Annotated in this window: 13 protein-coding genes; 8 read left to right on the top strand and 5 right to left on the bottom strand. The window is 45.1% G+C overall.

Features of this window, described 5'->3' with window-relative positions:
• Positions 1-10: 10 nt before the first annotated feature.
• On the top strand, positions 11-2,605 hold the full coding sequence (locus H6F98_RS22005; RefSeq protein WP_192220852.1) for a S8 family peptidase: 2,595 nt from the start codon (positions 11-13) through the stop codon (positions 2,603-2,605).
• Positions 2,606-2,858: 253 nt separating this feature from the next.
• On the opposite strand, the gene H6F98_RS22000 is transcribed toward H6F98_RS22005, so the two are convergent.
• From H6F98_RS22000 to uvrC, 5 genes are all read right to left on the bottom strand, one after another.
• Positions 2,859-4,508: an AarF/ABC1/UbiB kinase family protein gene (locus H6F98_RS22000; protein ID WP_192220851.1), complete on the bottom strand. Its 1,650-nt coding sequence runs from the start codon at positions 4,506-4,508 to the stop codon at positions 2,859-2,861.
• A 297-nt stretch (positions 4,509-4,805) separates the two neighbouring features.
• Positions 4,806-5,867 (bottom strand): mannose-1-phosphate guanylyltransferase, encoded by a 1,062-nt coding sequence (locus H6F98_RS21995; RefSeq protein WP_192220850.1) that lies wholly within the window; start codon positions 5,865-5,867, stop codon positions 4,806-4,808.
• A 153-nt stretch (positions 5,868-6,020) separates the two neighbouring features.
• A complete protein-coding gene (locus H6F98_RS21990) occupies positions 6,021-7,253 on the bottom strand; it encodes a DUF4336 domain-containing protein (RefSeq protein ID WP_313929917.1) in 1,233 nt (410 codons plus the stop codon).
• A gap of 122 nt (positions 7,254-7,375) precedes the next feature.
• Complete coding sequence (locus H6F98_RS21985) at positions 7,376-8,080, bottom strand: hypothetical protein (protein WP_192220849.1); 705 nt, start codon at positions 8,078-8,080, stop codon at positions 7,376-7,378.
• Complete coding sequence (gene uvrC, locus H6F98_RS21980) at positions 8,077-9,954, bottom strand: excinuclease ABC subunit UvrC (RefSeq protein WP_192220848.1); 1,878 nt, start codon at positions 9,952-9,954, stop codon at positions 8,077-8,079. Before uvrC ends, H6F98_RS21985 begins: the two co-directional genes overlap by 4 nt.
• Before the next feature lie 792 nt (positions 9,955-10,746).
• On the opposite strand from uvrC, the gene H6F98_RS21975 reads away from it, so the two are divergent.
• The 7 genes from H6F98_RS21975 (at position 10,747) to H6F98_RS21945 (ending at position 21,253) form a co-directional block, all read left to right on the top strand.
• The gene (locus tag H6F98_RS21975; protein ID WP_192220847.1) at positions 10,747-12,555 is read left to right on the top strand and encodes a M3 family oligoendopeptidase; all 1,809 of its coding nucleotides are present in this window, start codon (positions 10,747-10,749) and stop codon (positions 12,553-12,555) included.
• Between the two features lie 356 nt (positions 12,556-12,911).
• Positions 12,912-13,367, top strand: coding sequence for a chemotaxis protein CheW (locus tag H6F98_RS21970; RefSeq protein ID WP_192220846.1), 456 nt, complete (start codon positions 12,912-12,914; stop codon positions 13,365-13,367).
• Between the two features lie 259 nt (positions 13,368-13,626).
• Positions 13,627-15,003: a protein-glutamate O-methyltransferase CheR gene (locus H6F98_RS21965; protein WP_192220845.1), complete on the top strand. Its 1,377-nt coding sequence runs from the start codon at positions 13,627-13,629 to the stop codon at positions 15,001-15,003.
• A 54-nt stretch (positions 15,004-15,057) separates the two neighbouring features.
• A complete protein-coding gene (locus H6F98_RS21960; RefSeq protein WP_192220844.1) occupies positions 15,058-16,815 on the top strand; it encodes a methyl-accepting chemotaxis protein in 1,758 nt (585 codons plus the stop codon).
• Positions 16,816-16,940: 125 nt separating this feature from the next.
• The gene (locus H6F98_RS21955; RefSeq protein ID WP_192220843.1) at positions 16,941-17,594 is read left to right on the top strand and encodes a chemotaxis protein CheW; all 654 of its coding nucleotides are present in this window, start codon (positions 16,941-16,943) and stop codon (positions 17,592-17,594) included.
• 2 nt (positions 17,595-17,596) lie between these two features.
• Positions 17,597-20,053, top strand: coding sequence for a hybrid sensor histidine kinase/response regulator (locus tag H6F98_RS21950; protein WP_242058644.1), 2,457 nt, complete (start codon positions 17,597-17,599; stop codon positions 20,051-20,053).
• 171 nt (positions 20,054-20,224) lie between these two features.
• Complete coding sequence (locus H6F98_RS21945; protein WP_192220842.1) at positions 20,225-21,253, top strand: chemotaxis response regulator protein-glutamate methylesterase; 1,029 nt, start codon at positions 20,225-20,227, stop codon at positions 21,251-21,253.
• Positions 21,254-21,297: the final 44 nt, after the last annotated feature.

The raw sequence follows: 21,297 nt of genomic DNA, 5'->3' as shown, positions 1-21,297 counted from the left end.
GGAGAACTAAATGGTTGAACGAGCTAACCAATACCCCCATATCGAGCTTAAGCTGACCAAACAGGGAAACGCTGCACCTGCTTCATCAGGACCAAGGAAACAGCATCCTCAAACTGCTGCCAATGCGGATGACCGCTGGGGACACGGAAGCAGGCTTAAGAGTTCAGCCTTATCCTTGGTTGCCGATTGGAAAGAAACTCAAGAGCAACGGGAGGATGAGGAAAAGCCGCCTCTTCCTGAGGCATTACCTCTCATATTACAGATCGATCCTTCTTCGTTCGATCCAGACGGTCTTAAGACCTATGGCATTGAGATAATCGCTGAATTAGAAGATGGGTATATCATCGGTGCATCGGCAGATGTAGAGCTTAGTGACCTGCAAAAAAAGATAGAGAAATTTATCAGGGAAGAGCATGGCGGTGGCAAAGTTGCAGGAATCTGGGAAATCCTTGATGGAACAAGGCGACCGGAGTACATCCTTTCTCCAGAATTACTCGCTCGCTGGGATCGGATTGAAGGTGAGCAAGTCTATACGGTGGATGTAGGAGTTGCTTGTGTAGGGAATCAGTCTCAACTGCCTGATTATCCAAAACGAAAACCTGATGAGAGTGATGATAAATTTACCGAGCGAGTTAATCGTTGGATTAATGAACGAGAGCTAAGAGAAGACCAGTGGGACGATTTAGCTTGGGAAAGACAGCAGGAGTTAACAAGATTTGTTGAAGATGAACCTTATTCTGGGAGGATTTTATCGATTAGAGATGGTGCAATTAATCTTGCAGCTCACTTGCCAGACAGTTTTTCCTGTCGAATCCAAATATCAGGAAAAGGATTAAAAGATTTAGTTCTCAACTTCCCTTATGTTTTTGATATTAGTGAACCAGATATATTTTCTGATTTTGTTCAACATCAAGGTTTATCCAATGGTGATGATAGCTCTTTTCACTTAGAACCTCCCGAATCAAATGCTCCTAAAGTATGTGTTATGGATAGTGGTATTCAAGAGAGGCATTCGCTGCTAAAAGAAGCCATTGATTCACAAAATTCAACATCTTGGGTGCCTGGAGAGAATAATAAAACTGCTGACTACGTTAGCAATGGCGGACACGGAACTAGAGTAGCTGGTGCAGTACTGTATCCAAGGACTATACCCCGGAGTGGAAAGCAACAAGCAGTTTGTCGGATTCAAAATGCGAGAGTTCTTGATGCAAACTGCAAGCTACCTAAAACACTATTTCCCCCTAATCTCCTGGGTGATATTGTGAAGTTTTACCACGAGCAAACAGGAACGAGGATTTTTAACCATTCGATTACTGGATCTGTTCCTTGCCAAACCCGATACATGAGTGCTTGGGCATCTGCTATCGATCAACTAACTTGGCAAAAGGATATCCTCTTCATCGTGGCTGCTGGAAACTTACCTTTAAGCATTAGGATAGGGCATACAAGATTATCTGTCAGAGAACATCTCTCAGCCAATCGACTATACCCGGATTATCTTTTAGAGGATTCCTGTAGGATTGCGAATCCCGCACAAAGTGTTCAAGCTTTAACAGTTGGCTCAATTGCTTTAGATTCTTGCAACGTATTGCCTTGGTTCTCCCTCTCCCAGAAGGATAAACCTTCAGCATTTTCCTGCTCTGGCTTAGGAATCTGGGACACGATTAAACCGGAAGTAGTCGAGTATGGCGGCGATTTTGCTCACGATGGAGGCTTCCCACCTAACCTTAGTTACCCGAAAGATTTATGCCCTGAACTAGTGCGCTCAACCCTAGATGGTGGTCCTGCGATCGCAAGTGACCAAGTTGGGACATCATTTGCAGCACCAAAAGTGAGCCACATTGTAGCTTGTCTGGCTGCTGAGTTGCCTGACGAAAGCTGCCTTTTGTACCGTGCATTAATAGTTCAGTCAGCCAGATGGCCAGACTGGGCAAGGGCGGATGATGTAGATAAACTTCACGTCCTTCGTCAAATAGGTTATGGCATTCCAAATCTTGATCGCGCTTTAGGTAATGCTCCCAACCGCATTACTTTACTTACGCGAGGAGGAGAGCGTTCTATCAAAGCTCGACATGCTCACATTTATCAAGTGAAACTGCCAGAAGAACTGCGCTCTCAGGGAGAAGAGTTAGAGATTCTGGTAGAAGTTACATTGTCGTACAAAGCTCAACCACGTCGAACTCGACGGAATCGCAGAAAATATTTGTCAACCTGGCTTGACTGGGATTGTAGTAAAAAAGGAGAAGATCCAGAGCGTTTTCTGGAAAGAGTGCTGAAAGAGTATGACGCTCCAGAGGATACAGATAAAGGAGAGGGACTCTTTACATGGACTCTTGGTAAACAGAAGAATCATAAAACGATTCAAAATGTCTCCAGAAGTGCAGGAACCATCCAAAAGGATTGGACTGTTGTCAAATCCTTTGAACTTACGGAAGCTTTCTGCATAGCAGTAGTTGGGCATGAAGGTTGGAACAACGATCCAGATGCTACAGCTCCCTACTCTCTGGTTGTCAGTTTTGAGGCTGTAGAAGCTAATATCCCGATTTATGCGCCACTTGTTGAAGCTCAAGTCGAAATAGAGGTTGAGCAGCAGATAGAAATTTAATCAACAACTGGTTGCAGCTTAGGCGATCGCTCAGGGTTGGAAGCTGGTTTCGTCAGCTAGTTTGCCTTTCAAAAACTCAGGCGATCAGCTTGAACTTGTATATTTTTATGGTTCAAGCGATCGCCTTTCTTAAGAGTGAACTTCGAGCGATTTTAATGAACCTTCAGCTCAGTTCAGCTAATTATTCTCTAGTTCAGCTAATTATTCTCTAGTTCAGCTAATTATTCTCCTTTTACACCAACTGCTATACCCATCACCGTAAACGTCCCGATCGCAAAATACTAACAATTAACCAAAGACCCAAAAAACTAGCGGTGGCGAATAGAACATTACTAATAAGAGACAGTTGACTTGTCTGCGCGTTAGTGGAAATAATTGCCGCTCCAATAATCAACGAGCCAACTACAACACTAAACGAGAGTCGGTTAGCCGAATCATCCATACTGCGTCGTAAGGGATCGAGGTCTGGTATTGTTAGATTCCACCTTAACGTTTCTGAAGTCACCCGGTCTAACAACAGCTCTAGCTGACGTGGAGTTTGCAAAGAGAGGCTTTTGATGTCAAGGGCGGTTCTTAGAGCGGTTTGCAAAGGATTATCTCCTAGTAGCTGACGCCTAAACAAATCGGTCATCAGCGGCTTAATTTGGTCTAAGAGGTTAATCTCTGGGTCAAAACTCCGGGCTACACCTTCCAAATTGGCTAGCGTTTTTGCATATAAACCCATGTTGCTGGGCAAGCGGATTTTGTTGTTACGGGCGATTTGTAGCACCTCATAAAATACCTGGCTAAAGTTGATTTGCGACAGGCTGATGTTGTAATACTTTCGTAACATGCGATCGTAGTCATTTGTCAGCCCTGACAAACTTACAGGCTGACCCGACTCAGCCAACTCCAAAGTTAGTTGAGCGCATCGCTGGGCATCTAAATCTACAATCGCCAATAACATCTCCGTCAAAATTTGCTGTGTGCGCGGGTCTAAGCGACCGACCATCCCACAGTCTAAAAGTGCAAGGCGACCATCACTCAGATAAAACAAATTTCCGGGATGGGGGTCAGCATGGAAAAAACCGTCGATGTACAACTGCTGCAAGAATGCGCGAAATAAAAGCTTCGTGATTTCTTGGCGCTGAGTGTCAGCATCCTTGCCATCCCGCATCGCAGGTAAACTGGCTAAGAGGAGTGGCACACCATCTAGCCACTCCATCACCATGAGCTTTTTGGTAGTCAAATCCCAATAAATCTCTGGCACCACCAACTGCTTTGGGTCAAACCAACGGCTAGTTGATAAGTTGCGGCGTAGCTGGTCGGTGAAGCTAGCTTCTTGGTTGAAATCTAGTTCTGCTTGTAGGGCAGTGACAAACTCCTCCGCTAGCCCCACGGTGTCATAATCTTGCCCAAAAGTAGTGCGAGAGACCAACTCTGCCAGACTCCGAATCAGAGCAATATCCTGAGCAACTATCGCCTCAATGCCGGGACGCTGCACCTTTAGAGCGACTTCCTGACCACTCTTTAAAGTTGCCCGGTGAGTTTGGGCAATCGAACCCGCAGCAACCGCTTGAGGATTGATGGCGGCAAACGCTTCCTCCAAGGGCTGTTTTAGCTGTTGCCGAATCAGGATTTCTACTTGACTCCACGGCACTGGTGGTACATTGGCTTGCAAGTCGGTTAGGGCTTCAACATATTCTCCTGGTAATAAGTCAGGACGGGTACTGAGCAACTGTCCTAGTTTGACGTAGACAGGCCCTAGATCGATCAGGATGTTACGGAGGACAGCAGGAGGTGGCAGATTTGGTTCGTCAGTCTTGCTCCCCGTCAGAAGTCCTCGCATATAATCCCAGCCGTTGCGGAAGACGACTTCAAGAATTTCGCGTTGCCGGGAACTGGTTTGAGTTAAAGCAAACATACTTCGGAGATAAGAAGGTGAAACGTAAGACGTAAAAAGTTAAGGCAAAAAGCAGAAATATTTTCGCCTTTAGACCGTTGCGAGGAGCCAGCTAGTTGAGTTGGCGCTGTCACTGAATGTTCTAACGCTAAACCGTAGTACCTGCCAATGTACCTGGGGTAGAAGATTATGCTGCTGAGTTTCTCTTTAATAGGCGGCCGAAGCAAGTCCAAAGACAAAAAGAGAAAAGAAAAAACAAGAGTGCAGCATTTCTACATACCACACTCTTTAGCAACCTGATATTGTTGGGTTGACCTTCTACAACAAGTCTTTTAGCTGTGAGTCTTCTTGGAGCATTTTGACGACTTGTTTAATCTCTTGGGTTCGGTCTTTTTTCACAATCAAGGTGACGTTGCGATCGCGTACCACCACAACATCCTCTAACCCAATCGTCACAATCACCTCATCCTCACCTGTGGCGTAAAGAATCGCGCCTTGAGTATCTAGCCCGACATGACGAGCTAGTTCCACATTTTTGGCATCCCCTTTGAGTAAACGTTCGATCGCATTCCAATCGCCCAAATCATCCCAACCAAAGGACGCAGGAAGAACATAAGCAAGTTGTGTCTTCTCCATCAAGGCGTAGTCGATGCTCTTTTTCGCAAGTTCAGGATAAGCCGCTACACCCTTTTCTTCTAATGCACCCATGATTTCTGGTGCGTGAGTGCGGAGTTCATCTAAAACTACCCCAGCCCGAAAAATGAACATCCCACTATTCCAACTGAATCGTCCCGTTGCCAAAAATGATTCAGCCGTCTCACGATCAGGCTTTTCAGTAAATCGGCTGACTTTGTAAACTGGCAATCCACCAAATGTCCCTGTCTGTTCGCCTTGTTCAATGTAGCCGTAACCTGTGGAAGGATAGCCTGGAGTAATCCCCAGCGTTACAATTGCTGCCTCTGAGGATGCTAGTTGAGCCGCTGCGCTGATTGTTTGTTGAAAAGCGACTTGGTCTTCAATCCAGTGGTCAGCCGGAAAAAAGCCCACTACAGCATCTTCTCCATACGTCCGGGCAATCTCAAGTGTTGCCCAGGCAACGGCTGGTGCTGTATCCCGTCCCTCTGGTTCCGCCAGCAAATTTTGCGACTTTAGCTGAGGTAGCTGTTCTTGAACCCCTTGCGCGAGTAAAGCAGACGTTACGACCCACAACTTCTCTGGACTCCCAGCCAATTCACTCAATCGGTCAGCCGTTGCCTGCAACAGGCTCTTGCCACTCCCATCCAAACTTAAGAATTGCTTCGGTCTGTGTTTACGGCTCAACGGCCAAAAACGCTCCCCTTTTCCACCAGCAAGAATCACGGGTATTAGGGATTTGTCCATAGCTTGCTTCTGCCTACTTATTTTTCTGCTATATCCTAACTGTTGGTTGTTGGTTGGTTGTTAGTTGTTGTTCGTATTCCACCACAGACATATTGCGAGAAATTAAACTGTTCTTTAAAAAACCAACAACCAATCACTAACAACCAAGTAACCTTAAACTTTGTCCTTCGGTGGTGGCGTGATCCGGAGCTTGCTCAGACCTTGATCGATTTCTCTTAGAAGTTCAAAATCCTCCTCAGGTAGGGAGTTACTTTTACTTTCACTTCCAAAAGGCTGTTTCTCAAGGAAGGCAAATGCTTGCCGAAACTGACGTGGGTTTGCCTCAATCGGTGAGTCAAAGTGGCAGGGAACAATTTGTTGAAAATCCCAACTTGCTACCTTGTCAGCCCAGTTGATGGTTTCCCTCGGCGCTCGGTTGAGAATGAGTGTTTGCAGAATTGGTGCAACGAACAGACGCCCACCTCCTCGCAGTGCGTCAAACGATCGCTTCCAATCTTCCTTCCATTTGAAGGGAAACCAACCGAAATACGCTTTCCTTGTCCGATTTGGAGCTTTGAGAGCATCACGAATCGATTGTCCCAGTTCAATCGCCCCGATCGCACTCGGTTGGAAGTAAAACGCAAATAGTGAGATGCGCTGCCATCCCTTACGGCGGCTTGCTTCACTATCCTCTACGACATCGAATGCATTGTCCTTTGCGTGGAACAGTAAGGGGTATGGGTCAAGTTGAACAATTGCGGGTGGCTCCTCTGGCACACAAAGCACAGAGTCTGTCACGAGTAGTGTACGCGATCGCTTATGAAAGAAAGCAACTTCCTCAAACCGTCCTGGCCCAAGTTCGATGGGACCAAGTATTGCGTAGTCAAACTCATCGGCAAAAGGGGTTTGGGTACTGTCTTCCGGGAGTACGTGAGTGCGTTTCTTCGGGAAGCCAAGCCAGCTCAAGGGGAGGTTTAGTGGGAAACTCCACTGGTTCGGGGCTACGAAAACCTGTGCATTCGGAAAACGTCTTGCAAAAGGGCCAACGAAGACTTTGTGTTCTATTCCAGAGATTGTTGGCAGGATGATGTACTTGACATCGCCGTGCTGTGCTACTAACTCATTGACAAGACGTATACACTCTTGCGTTGGTGCAACAGGTGCATAGATGAGAAGCCCCCCCGCTTCGAGCTTAATAACCGTCATGCGAATTGGCACGACGACGTAAAGGATGCCTTGAATTTGGTCAAACGTCCAGACTGTGTCCTTAACCACTTCTTTGCGAAGTGTCCGCCGGATACCGTAGGGATAGAGCGGCACAGCAAGCCAGAAAGACCATGATAAGTCTCTCGGATGAATGCTCTGTTGTCCCTGTATTTCCTGCGTATTTATCGTGGTTTTCTCCACGCCACGATGCCCTCCCTACTTCCCAACACTCACACTATTTTGCGCTAAATTCCCAAAGCTGGAGTTTATTTAATAGTTGAAATTTACACGATTCGTTTGATGTTGAAACGGCTTACACAGATTTATTTAGCGGCTTCATAATTATTTACAGACAGCCGCTTCGCAACATATAGAAAAATACCATAGAGCGTAATACTCTCACCCAGCAGTTCTGAAAACTCCTCAACAGCTACCCTCAACTTCTCCACCAAGATCGGAATTAACTCATCCTGCCGAGAAATTTGACTAACTACTGTGTGGACTAACTCATGCTTTAAAAGCTCTGCGCCGAATCCACCCAAAATAAATATTCCCATACCGAGAGCGATAAATGCGATCGCCTTTTGGTGAAATCGCCAGATTGCAACAAAATCGCGGTAAAAAATCACGATTGTTGTTACACCGATACCCAGATAAAACGGCAACCAGTCTCGATTATTGGGTGTGTGAAACAGATTATGAAGCTGAAGATGGATTTTAAATACTTCATCAATTGCTCCGTAGATAAATAGGATAGCAACAGTCAACAAAAATAATCGAGAGAGGTGCTTGAATGAGTGAGACTGAATTATCAACAAACTTAGTGCAATCAAGCCAACCAGAAGTAGTTGAAATGCTTGGAATAAAGATGGAATGGTCATTAATCCATCCATATCAAATAGGGGATACGCTTTCCCCGTGAGGAATACCCCAGCAAGATAAATCAGTGTGAGTAATACTTCTAGCAAAACCAAAACCAAGAGCAGTGAAGTACCAACCTCTTGAACCGCTCTTGGTTTAAATTTCATGGGTGGAAATAATCGTAAATTTCTTGAGCTAAACGTGGGCCAATACCCGAAACCTCAGCCAACTGTTTTGGAGATGCCTCTCGAATATAATCAATTGAGCGAAAATGCGCCAACAGTAGTTTTTGTCGGTGGAAACCTAAGCCAGGAATTTCATCTAAACGAGAACGACGTAGTTTATCACTTCGTTGTTGACGGTGGAATGTCACAGCAAAACGATGTGCCTCATCTCGTAAACGCCTTAACAACTGCACTCCCGGTTGCTCGGCTTCAGTTGGTAGTGGTGATGATTCACCAGGAAGGAAGATTTCCTCACGCTGCTTGGCTAAACTCACAACGCGCAAGTCTTCCATCAAGTTCATATCTTGCAAGACTTCGACCACTGATGATAACTGACCTTTCCCACCGTCAATCATCACTAAATCCGGCCAATCAGAATTTCCAACTCGCTGCAATTGTGGGTCTTCCGCGTACTTACGGAAGCGGCGACGGATGACTTCGGCAAGACTGGCAAAGTCATCTGAGTGACCCGATCGCACCTCTGGGTTTTTAATCTTGTAGTGGCGATAGTGCTGTTTTGCTGGTGTCCCGTCAACGAAGACGACTTGAGAGGCAACAGCATTAGACCCTTGGATATGAGAAATATCGTACCCTTCAATCCGGTGCGGTAAGTCAGGTAAGTCCACAATATCGGCTAAATCTTGCATTGCCTGGGTATTGCGATCGGCAAAGCGTTGGGTACGCTCTAGTTCATAGTTAGCATTGCGCTCGACCATTTCAATGAGTTCGGCTTTGGTTTGCCGTTGGGGTGCGAGGATGCTGACTTTGCGACCTTTGCGATCGCTTAAATATTCCGCTAACATGTCCATTTCTGGCAACTCATGCTGCACCAACACTTCAGCGGGAATTTCCACTGAGTCAGCGGCTTGGTAATGCTCCTCTAATACCCGTTGTAAAATTGCACCTGGAGTCCCGGATTGAGCATCCGCGAAAAATCCCAAACGTCCAACCAAACGACCTGCACGAATCTGGAATAGCTGAATGCAAGCATGTTGGTTATCAGCCGCAAGTGCGATCGCATCTCGCGAGACTGTATCATCGGGTAAAGAAACTTTTTGGTCAGCCCCTAACGATTTAATCCCGGCAATTTGGTCACGAATCCGTGCCGCCGCTTCAAAGTTCAGGGACTCAGCCGCCTGATTCATGTTCTCTTTTAGAACATCAATCAATTCTCCGGTTCGACCTTGGAAGACCATGGCAATCTTTTGGATGGTCTTACGGTATTCTTCTGTTGAAACCAGCTTTTGACACACACCAGGGCAACGTCCCATATCATAGTTCAGGCAAGGACGGTCTTTAAATAGCGGTTGTGGACGCTGGCGCATCGGGAAGAGGCGTTTGGCAAGGCGCAGGGTTGTTCGGAGTAAACCTGCATCAACAAAGGGGCCGTAGTATTTGTCTTTCTCCTTTGCGATACGCCGATTGCGGGTGATGAATATTCTGGGATATTCTTCTGACCAGGTAACGAGGACGTAGGGATACTTTTTATCATCCTTGAGCAGGACGTTGAAGTAAGGCTGATGCTGTTTGACCAGATTCGCTTCGAGTGCCAAGGCTTCGGCTTCGGTGTCGGTGACGATGAACTCAATCTCAACGACTTGTCGCACCATCATCGCAATGCGATCGCTTAATTTCTGGGACTCCCGGAAATAGGAACGAACCCTTGAGCGAAGTTTTTTGGATTTGCCGATATAGAGAATGCGATCGCTTGAATCCCGCATTAGATAAACCCCCGGTTCTTGGGGAATCTCTTTGAGGCGTTTTTCTAAGCGGTCTGAATTTTTGACGAGCGTCAGTGTCTTTGCAGAGGTCGTCACGAGGTACTACTTAGATTTTTTGGTCTATCTCTAATGATAGAAAAGGCAGCCTTATTTTGTGGTTGAGCTTCCCAACCGTTCAAGAGGCGGTAAACCGTCACAAGGAGACAGCAGTTGACGCTCTACTACAACTGATTCCAAACTCCAAGCTCACAGTAATACCTTTCGTAGTTCAGCATACTATTTGCCTGAAACCGGTCAGTGAAAATATAGCAATCCTAAATGAGATGCAAATACCTCTCCCTTGTCAGTCTTGTTTAGAAATCAAATAGGACTGCTATACTTGTTACTCCTTAATGAAGTAATTCGGCTGTTTTTACAGGAAGCTAGGAAGGATTGCGGCTGGATTTGGTGAGGCAATATCTTAATATTTACTTTACAAATCATCTGTTAGGACAGGGTAAAGAAATGGAAAAAGCTGAGGAAAGTCATGATCCCTAAATGTTAATGAAGTTTAACTATACCCAAGAGCTTAATCCATTTGAATAAGCTAGAAGAATTTATTCTTCCTTCGGATGGTTCTGAAAGTGACAAAATCAGTTAAAAATAAATAGTGAGGAAAGAATTTTCTACTTCGATAAGGACTTTTCTCTAATTGTCGTTGAATAGGAGTGAGAAGAGTAGCCTCCAGTTTGGGTTTATTCAGTCTTTGCAAAAAGGGTAAACCCTTTGTTACTCTTTCAAATCGAGTTAGTGGATTAAAAGCCACTAGTCAGGGTGTGTTCGTACTACTGCGCCTCTAAGCGCTGGGTCAGCATTTACAATTCTTCTACACAAAAAAGGAGCGGTGCCTTGACTCAATTATCCGTTCGTACCAGACTAGATGTCCCTCAGGAATGGAACCTTTCAGACCTCTACAGAGGCTTTGACGACCCACAACTCAAGCAGGATTTACAAGCACTCCAGCAGAAAACCGCAGAATTTCGCCAAAATTACCGAGGTAAAGTCAGCCAACTGGCACCAGAAGCCTTTGCTCGGTGCCTACAACAGCTAGAGGCGATATCCACGAAAGCAGACCATCTCCTTGCCTTCCCTAGCCTTGTCTTCTGTAAAGATAGCCGTAACAGTGAGGCGAAGCAATTCCTCAACGACATGAAGGTAGCGCTTACCCGCATTGATAACCAACTGCTGTTCTTTGAGTTGGAATTGCAGAACTTAGGCAGTGTTGAGTTTGACAAATTACTCGCGTCACCGAGTTTAAGCAAATACAATCGCTACCTCAACCGCATTGCTCAGTCTCGCCCTCACATGCTTTCTGAAGAGGTAGAGCAAACCCGGAAGCGTGACAACCTGACAGGACGGCAGGCGTTGATTCAACTGCATTCAGTTCATCTGTGTGAACAGGACTATGAACCTGTCAAAACATCTGATGGCAAGATTGTGAAGACTGAGGCTGAACTGGAGGCGCTGCTTTATCACCCAGAAGCCGATGTTCGTTACGACGCTTATCGTTCAGTGCGGCAAGTAATGCAGCAGCACAACACCCTGTATGGCTTTATTCTCAATACAATTGCCCAAGACCACCATTTTGAGAACCAGATGCGGGGTTACCCCTCAACGTTGCAGAAGTATCTCGTGGTGGATGAAGTATCAGAGGGACTATTCCGTGCCATCATGCAAGGCACAAGTGATCGCTTTGGCTTATTCCAACGCTATTACCAGTTGAAGGGAGAAGCAATTGGACAAAACGTTCGGACTTGTGATCTCTACGCACCTTGGACAACGAGTAATGAGCGACTACCGTCGATAGACTATAGAACTGCTGTCGAGACACTACTAGAAACACTCAGACAGTTCGATGTCTTCTATGCCAACCGTGCAGAGGAATTTTTTGCCCACGGTTGGGTTGATGCCAAGGTGCGTGCTGGGAAGCGCCGTGGTGAGTGTGAGTTTCCTACCTACGGGAAGCACAATTATCTATCGCTTTCTTATACGGAAGATTACAAGTCGATGTTTGCTCTGGCGCATGGTGTTGGGCATGGATTACACTTTGCCTTAACAAGCGATCGCCAAACGTATTTCAACAGCAAACCACCAGCGATGTTGGCAGAAGTTGCCTCAAGCTTCAATGAACTGTTGTTGCTGGACTATCTTCTCAAAAAAGCTGGTGATGACAAGCACCTCCGCCAAGTCTTGCTGACACAACAACTAGAACAACAACTCAACCGACTGTTTTGTCAAAGTACGATTAGTCGCTTGGAACTTGCCATTCACGAACGCGCCTCCCAAGGCAGTTTTGACCACAACTTTGTCAATGAACAGTGGATGGAGTTTTATCGAGAACTCTGTGGTGGTGTTGTAGAAGTGCTACCAGAACACCAATACGACTGGGCACGAATTAATTCAATTTTCTGTAAGCCGTTCTCTAGCTATCAGCACACAGCTTCCAATATTGTCAGTCTGGCTTGTTACCAAAAATACCAACAAACTGGCAAAGACTTCATTCGTGGCTATCTGGATTTACTTTCATCTGGGGGAAGCCTGGATCAGGTGGATGCGCTGTCTCAGTATGTTGGTGTAGACATTGACGATTACTCAATTATTCATAGTGCGCTGGATTATGTTGAAGGTCTGATCGAGCAGTTACAGAAAACGCTTTAAGGGTGAGAAACAAGGGAGCCACTGGCTCCCTTGCTGCAATTATCTAGCTGAGTTTGACGGTATTGAGACTCCGCGTTGAGCGAAGGGGCTTGGTACGCTCACAAGTCATAATGTTTTACGTTCGGGTACTCACTGATTGAGTTTAAAAGACGAAATTATGTCTGCATTCGATAATACGACTGAAAGGTATTGTTCGAGCGATCGCTTTAGTTTTCAGGGTCAATAGGCAGAACTCGCGCACAGGCACCACATTTTGGACATACAACTAGAAACTCGTTTTTAAAATCCATTAGTGCAGTCACAGAAAGAATTATATCAAGTTTAATCTTTGCGCCTACTTACCCTGGTTCCTGTCAATGTTGATGTTACTTTTCTATATCGGTGATGACCGCTATGCCCTTGCTGCTAGACAGGTTGTAGAAGTCATTTCTTTAGTAGACTTAAAAAAGCTAGCACGATCGCCTAAATATCTTGCTGGCTTACTGAACTATCGGGGCAAAATCATACCAGTAATTGATTTATGTCAATTACTTTCAGGGAGTTCATATCAACCTTATTTAAGTACCCGAATTATCATAGTTAACTACGCATTTGATGAAGAGAAATCATCCCTGTTAGGAGTGATTGCTGAACGGGTGACGGAAACCTTAAATCTGCAAGAAACGGATTTAATTGAGCCAGATATTAAAGCTAGTACAGGCGCTTATCTTGGAGGAATTCTCATAGATGAGCAAGGAATGATTCAATGTATTCAAGTCGAATCGCTGCTATCAGAATCCCAACAAAGATATTTACTGCCACAATTAGAGTAGTTATAGCAGAAAGCCGTCAGCCGTCAGCTATCAGCTATCAGCTTTTTTGTTTTCCTTGTTTTGTCTAGGTTTCACAGCCCTAACGTGTATCTCATTCATCTGAGAACTGCTATAAAAGATAAAATTTCTTTGGCAGTTAGGAACATCCCTTTCATGGGGACTGGGAACTGGGAGGAATGAGAATAGCGATTCAACCCCAACAAGGTTCCTATACGGGGATGCACCCCCTAACAACCAACAACCAACAACCAACAACTCAGTGTCACAGGCAGCGATTGAAGCGTTACTCAAACAGAAAATCGGCTTGGAGGCTGGAGCAATTGGCTCTAACACAATCTCTAGAGCCGTGAATCAACGCATGGTAGATTGTGGTTTGTCTAATCCAACAACTTATCTAGCTCGATTGCAGACCTCAACCCAGGAATTAGAGGCTCTCATTGAAAGCATCGTCGTACCGGAAACCTGGTTTTTCCGCGATCGCGAAAGCTTTGCGTTTTTGCGTCAATATGTCAAGACCCAGTGGCAACCAACCAACCCAAACAGCATACTACGTGTATTGAGTGTCCCTTGCTCAACGGGAGAGGAACCTTATTCAATTGCGATCGCTCTTTTAGAAGCTGGGTTATCTTCAAAACATTTCAGCATCGATGCTGTTGACATTAGTCAAAAATCATTATGCCGTGCCAAACGTGGCATTTACAGCCAGAATTCTTTCCGAGGCGACACCCTCTCCCTACGTAAGAGCTATTTTACTCAAACTGGAAATAGCTATGAACTATCTGAGGCAATTCGCTGTGCCGTTCACTTCTTTCACGGCAACCTACTAGAACCTCAGTTTTTTTTTGAAAGAGCACCGTATCAAATCATTTTTTGCCGTAATGTTCTGATTTACTTAGCTCAACCAGCAAGGGAACGAACAATTCAGGTTTTGTACCAGCTATTAACTGAAAACGGGTTATTGTTTGTTGGGCATTCAGAAACCCAACAAGTCTCACTATCCCGCTTTATTCGAGTTCGTCATCCCTTAGCCTTTGCCTTCCGGAAAGCTGTCACACCATTACCTCAGTCCTCGACAAAAGATTCCTCTAATACGTCCTCTCGATTAACCTCTTCCCCAACCCCTCTCGCGAATAAAAGGCTTCGTCCTCTGTCCTCTCCCCTCTTAGGGGAGAATGAGAAGGGTGGAGAGGAAAGTCCAGTTCCCCTGTTTCCTGGTAGGGAATGCCGCTTAGATCTACCCCATCCCAATAGCATTAAGGTTGGGGGTAATCAAGATGTCGCACTTGAACCGAAAAACCCTACGACTTCTCAGACATCTGTAACCACAGGTAACCAACAACCAACAATAGAAAGAGCAAAGACTTTAGCCGATCAAGGGCAGTTGAATGAAGCTGCCGCGCTATGCGAAACTTACCTGAGTCAAAACCGTACCAGTGCCGAGGCTTATCTACTCTTAGGACAGGTACGTCAGGCAGCAGGTAATCAGGCGCAAGCACTTGAGTGTTTGCAAAAAGCGATTTACCTAAAACCTAATTACTATGAAGCACTCATCCTTCTAGCTTTACTCAAAGAACACCAAGGAGATACCAAAGGTGCTGCAATCCTACGACAGCGAATTCAACGATTGAAAGAGTAGGGTGATTGTTAAAGTGAATCGTTAACGTCAAAAGAGATAACGGGCAGTAGACAAATGTTTCAAGGAATGACCTTAAAAAGGCAATTGTTCAGTGCCTTCCTATTTATGGGTCTGATTGTATTAGTTATTGCTTTAATCGGTTGGAGTGGGACTTCGCGGCTGACTAGGCATATCCAGACAATTGGAGACAATGCAATGCCAAGCGCGATCGCACTATTGCATATCGATACCGGACAAACAGAAATCCAATCCGCTGAACGAGGATTGCTTAATACCCGCTTAGATCGAGAGCAAAGAGACGCTTTAGCTACTGCAATTGAGACAGCTCAACAGCAAGTTAACACAAATTTTGAAGCCTACGAAGCGCTTCCCCGCAGTTCCGAAGAAGATCGACTCTACAAAAGCTTTCTGCGAAATTGGGAGCGTTGGCAGCAAACCTCAGAAGAGTTTCGGCAACTGAATACTGAATTTGAGCGCTCTAGAACCGTTAGCCCTTTCAAAACACAAATTAATTTGCTAACTCAAGGACGAGAAAATTCTCCAGAATTTGCTGCGGCAGCAGCAGCAAGCCAACTTGTCGATCGCATGGTCGATCAAACCCTTATTCAGAAAGAGCCAGCATATAATGCTGTCAAAGCATCACTTGATGAATTAATTAACCTTAATCAAAACCTAGGAATAAGAGCAAGAAAATTAGCATTTCAAGATGTTAGTCAAATTACATTCTGGGTAATCCTTGGTATATTGATTGGTCCTCTGACAGCTATACTTTTTGGGATTTACTTTAGCAATACCATTGCTAGACCATTAGGTAAAAAAATTACAGGAGTAGTGGAAGTTGCTGAAAGAATCTCAGAAGGTGACCTGACAAGCCAAGTCGAGTTGGCTAGCGAGCGAGATGAGATCGGAAAATTGCTAGCTGCCTTTCATGTCATGACGCAAAACTTGAATTCATTAATTCGCCAAGTGCAGCAGTCTGGTATTCAAATCACCACGTCTACTACCCAAATTGCAGCTAGTGGTAAGGAACTAGAAGCAGCCATCACGGAACAGCTTGCTTCAACCAATGAAGTTGTTGCCACAGCGCGTGAGATTGCAATAAATTCCGATGAACTTGTGAAAACGATGGATGAGGTAACTGACCTCTCACAATCTACTGCTAATGCAGCTAGTCGAGGACAAAAAGACTTAATCCGGATGCAATCAACAATGCGTAAACTTGCAGAAGCGACTACATCTATTTCTGCAAGATTGGGGGTAATTAGTGAAAAAGCCAATAATATCAACAGCATTGTTTCAACTATCACCAAGGTAGCCGATCAGACCAACTTGCTCTCCCTGAATGCAGCGATTGAAGCGGAAAAAGCTAGAGAATATGGCTTAGGATTTGCTGTTGTTGCTAGAGAAATTCGCCGACTTGCTGACCAGACAGCAGTGGCTACTCTAGATATCGAGAGCATGGTTAAGGAAATGCAATCAGCCGTTTCCACAGGAGTGATGGAAATGGATAAATTCACAAAAGAAGTTCAACGAGGTGTTGAGGATGTAGGAAATATTGGTTCACAGCTTGGGCAGATTATCGAGCAAGTACAGTCCTTAACTCCACGTTTTGAACTCGTTGGTCAGGGTATGAATACACAGTCTCAAAGCGCACAACAAATAAGTGAAGCAATGATTCAACTAAGAGAAGCTTCATTACAAACGGCTGATGCTTTACGGGAGACGAATAACGCCCTTGAGCAACTCGATGATGCGGCACAAAACTTACGCCAAGAAACATCAAGCTTTAAAGTTAGTAATCAGATGATATAGCACTTCTCATACTTGTGAGGCACAAAGTTCTGGGTTTTTGGGAATAGGTAAGAAAGGTGGAGAAAGCATAAGTCCTGTACTTAACAACCAACAACGAATAACTAACAACTAACAACCAACAACCAATGAACCCTGATTGCTGGAATCAAATTGGGGTTTGGGGCGATCGCAATTGTCCAGAACTCCTAGCCTATTCTCATTGTCACAACTGTCCCGCCTATGCCACCGCCGGACGCAGATTACTCGAACGTGAAGCGCCAGCAGGCTATCGGGATGAGTTAACTCACTCACTCACCCAGGAAAAGGACGAACAGGCAGTTGATACAATCTCTATAGGCATCTTTCGCCTAAAAGGAGAATGGTTAGCTCTCCCCGCCTATACCTTCACAGAAATCACAGAACCTTCCGCGATTCATACCCTACCCCACCGCAGCAACAACGTTCTTCTCGGTGTTGTAAGCATCCGGGGTGAAATTCATATTTGCATTTCCCTAAGTGAATTTCTGGGACTAGAAGCCACTGCCTCTAGCCAAACGATTAACCCAATTATCTATCAACGGATGGTTGTAGTCCAAAAAGAAGGCGATCGCTGGGTGTTTCCAGTTGATGAGATCTATGGAATTCACCGCGTTCACTTAGATGAATTACAAAATGTCCCTGCAACTGTTTCTAAAACCGCAGGTACTTACACCACTGCCATCATTAACTGGCAGAACACAAGTGTGAGTTACCTAGACGATGAGTTATTGTTTTACACTCTCAACAAGAAACTCTTGTGAGCATGACAAATCAGGATTTAAGCAATTTCTCCATGCTGGATTTATTCCGCATGGAGGTGGAAACACAAGCTGCCGCACTAAATGATAACCTTTTGGCACTGGAAACCCAGCCAGATCCGACGGAAGCCCTTAGCGCTCTGATGCGTGCGGCTCATTCAATCAAGGGTGCAGCTCGGATTGTTCAAGTTGAGCCAGCGGTGAAAGTCGCTCATGTCATGGAAGACTGCTTTGTCGCCGCTCAACAAGGAAGCATTGCTCTTTCATCAGATCAAATTGATAGTTTGTTGCAAGGGGTTGATTTACTTCTTCGCATTGCTCAAGTTCCCGATACCGATTCGGAGAATTGGTTATCCGCACAGCAAGCCGAAGTTGAAATTGTAGTCGCTGTGATTCAGGCGATGCTTGTCCAGGCAAGCAAAGTTGTAGAGACGGATGAAAATCAGCGTTCAGGACAAGGGATAACTGTTCAACAAAAGCCAGCTTCGATAGAAGAGAAGTCCTCCGCACTCAGTACTCAACACTCAGCACAAGAGGAACAATCCCCAGTCCAACGTCCTGGACGTTACTTAAGGTTGGAGGAAACTGCCGATCCTCACGTCCCAAACTCTAAATCCTCTCATAGCACAGAGCGAGGAGTACGAGTCAGTGGGGAAAACTTAAACCGCCTCATGGGTTTGGCGGGTGAATCTTTAGTCGAGGCCAACTGGTTGCTACCTTTTAGAGATTCCTTGCAGAAACTCAGGCGGCATCAAAACTCACTATCGAAGGACGTGGAAAAGCTTCAGGTGATGTTGGCAGATTTACCACTTAATCAACGCCTTGATTCACAGCTAAATACAACTCACCAAAAGGCTAATGAATGCTATCAGATTCTGACAGAACGTCTGGATGAATTAGAACTTTTTGCACGTCGTTCTGCCAATCTTTCAGATCGACTGTATCGTGAAGTCATCGCTACCCAAATGCGACCGTTTGCCGATGGGGTTGAGGGATTTCCTCGGATGGTTCGGGATTTAGCTAGACAACTCGGCAAGCAAATTAATTTTGAAATTTTGGGTAAATCGACACAGATAGACCGAGATATTTTAGAAAAATTAGAGGCTCCACTGACTCATATCTTGCGTAATGCGATCGATCATGGCATCGAGTCACCTGAAGAGCGATCGCGTCTAGGAAAACCTGAAACGGGAACCATCCGCCTTGAAGCAAGGCATCAAGCTGGGATGTTATTAATCACAGCTTCTGATGATGGTCGAGGGGTGAACTTAGAACAGCTACGCCAAAAAGTTGTAAGTAAGGGAATGGTGAGTACCAAGATAGCTGAACAGCTTACAGAAGCCGAACTCATAGATTTTTTGTTTCTACCGGGATTTTCAACAGCTAACACAATCACAGAAATTTCTGGGCGTGGTGTGGGGTTAGATATTGTTCAAAGTATGGTACAGCAGGTAGGTGGTGTCCTGAGAGCGACATCGGGTGCCTCAAGGGGCATGAACTTTTACTTGCAATTACCACTGACATTATCTGTTATCCGTACCTTAGTCGTGGAAATCTCAAAGGAGGCTTATGCTTTCCCCCTGACACGAATTGATCGCCTTTTAATGGTTCCTCAAACGGATATATTTACGGTTGAGAATCGTCAGTTTACAAGAATTGATGAGCAAAATATTGGCTTGATTACCGCTCATCAGGTTTTAGATTTAACTACAAATTCAGAGCAAGCAAAACTAGAGGTTTTTCCGGTTGTTGTAATTAGCGATAGTGTACAACCTTACTCAGTGGCAACCTCTGCCGGAAACAGCCACGATAGTGACAACGAAGCGCTAGCCATATCGCGATCGCCTCGCTCAAACCGTTATGGTGTAGTTGTCGATCGATTTTTAGGCGCCCAAGATTTAGTTGTTAGACCTTTAGACCCCCGTCTAGGAAAAGTACAGGATATTAATGCGGCAGCCTTAATGGAAGATGGTTCTGTTGTCTTAATTGTGGATGTTGATGATTTAGTACGTTCCATTGATAAACTGCTAGTAGCCAGAGAGCTTAGTAAGATTGCACAAACTTCTACAACTCAACCCAAACAACCCCTTCGTATTCTAGTTGTTGATGACTCAATTACGGTGCGAGAGGTTGAACGCAAGCTCTTAGAGAATCAAGGGTATGAAGTTGAAGTAGCTGTTAACGGCATGGATGCCTGGAATGCCATTCGCATAAATCATTATGATTTGGTAATCACGGATATTGATATGCCACGGATGAATGGCATTGAACTAGTCAGTCAGATTAAACAAAATTCTAGTCTTAATTCATTACCTGTAATTATTGTTTCCTATAAAGACCGTGAAGAAGACTTTATTAGAGGATTAGATGTCGGGGCAAATTATTATTTAACAAAGAGCAGTTTTCACGATGATACACTGTTGGAAGCTGTAATTGATTTAATTGGTGAAGGGAGGAATTAGTCGTTAGTTGTTGGTTGTTGGTTGTTGGTTACTAGTTTTTAGCAAGGGTTATTAGCAAGTGAGAAAATAAACACACCGAGCAAGTATTGAGAACCTGTCACCCAAACTAAACGCCCTTCTAAAACCCCTTAACAAAGCTTCTAGCCAAAAACTAAAAACCAAAAACCAATAATGCGAATTGCTATTGTTAACGATACATTAATCGCCACAGAAGCCCTGCGGCGCATCATAAGGACTGTTCCAAACTATGTAATTGCTTGGAGTGCCCGTGATGGGGCGCAAGCTGTCATGAAATGCGCCAAAGATACCCCAGACTTAATTTTGATGGATTTGATTATGCCAGTGATGGATGGGGTTGAGGCGACACGCCGGATTATGAGTCACTCTCCCTGCGCGATTTTAATTGTGACTTCTACAGTGATGGGTCATTCGTCTAAAGTGTTTGAAGCGATGGGGTATGGGGCGCTAGATGTAGTCAATACTCCTATTTTGGGGACTAGCGGCTACCCTGAAGGTGGGGCGAGTTTGCTAGCGAAAATTGCCACAATCAGCAAATTGATTGGTAAATCACCAGCAAGGTCGTCTCAAAGGCGATCGATGTTGGAATTCAGTTCTCAACCCAAACGAAGCCCTCCTCTAGTAGTGATTGGCGCTTCTACAGGTGGCCCCCAAGCGATCGCAGCTATCCTTACTCGCCTTAGCAAAGATTTTCCTGCGGCTGTTGTCATTATTCAGCACGTTGATGAGCAATTTGCGCCGGGATTAGCGGAATGGTTAAATGCTCAATCTGCCTTACCTGTTCAAGTGGCTATGGCGCTTTGTCAGCCAGAGGTCGGTAAAGTTTTGGTAGCTAGAACCAACGACCACCTAGTTTTGCAGTCCGATCTAACGCTCAACTACATTAAAGAACCCCGTAATTATGCTTACCGTCCCTCAGTGGATGTTTTTTTCAAAAGCGCGGCTAAGCACTGGCGAGGAAAGGGAGTTGGGGTACTGCTGACGGGTATGGGACGAGATGGTGCCATGGGTTTAGGCTTGTTGCGCTCTGCGGGTTGGCATACGATTGCCCAAAATCAAAGTAGTTGTGTCGTTTATGGGATGCCAAAAGCAGCAGTGGAGTTGGGGGCAGTCACAGAGGTTTTGCCAGTTGAGGCGATCGCTTCTGCTCTTGTCAAAAAAATTTCAGATATTAAAGTCTAAATCCTGGATGGAAGAAAATTGGTCAAAATTAATAGACTAATTAA

This window comes from Microcoleus sp. FACHB-SPT15 (assembly GCF_014849525.1).
Taxonomy (GTDB): domain Bacteria; phylum Cyanobacteriota; class Cyanobacteriia; order Cyanobacteriales; family Coleofasciculaceae; genus Symplocastrum; species Symplocastrum torsivum.
This window is presented reverse-complemented; position numbering and strand designations above follow the sequence as displayed.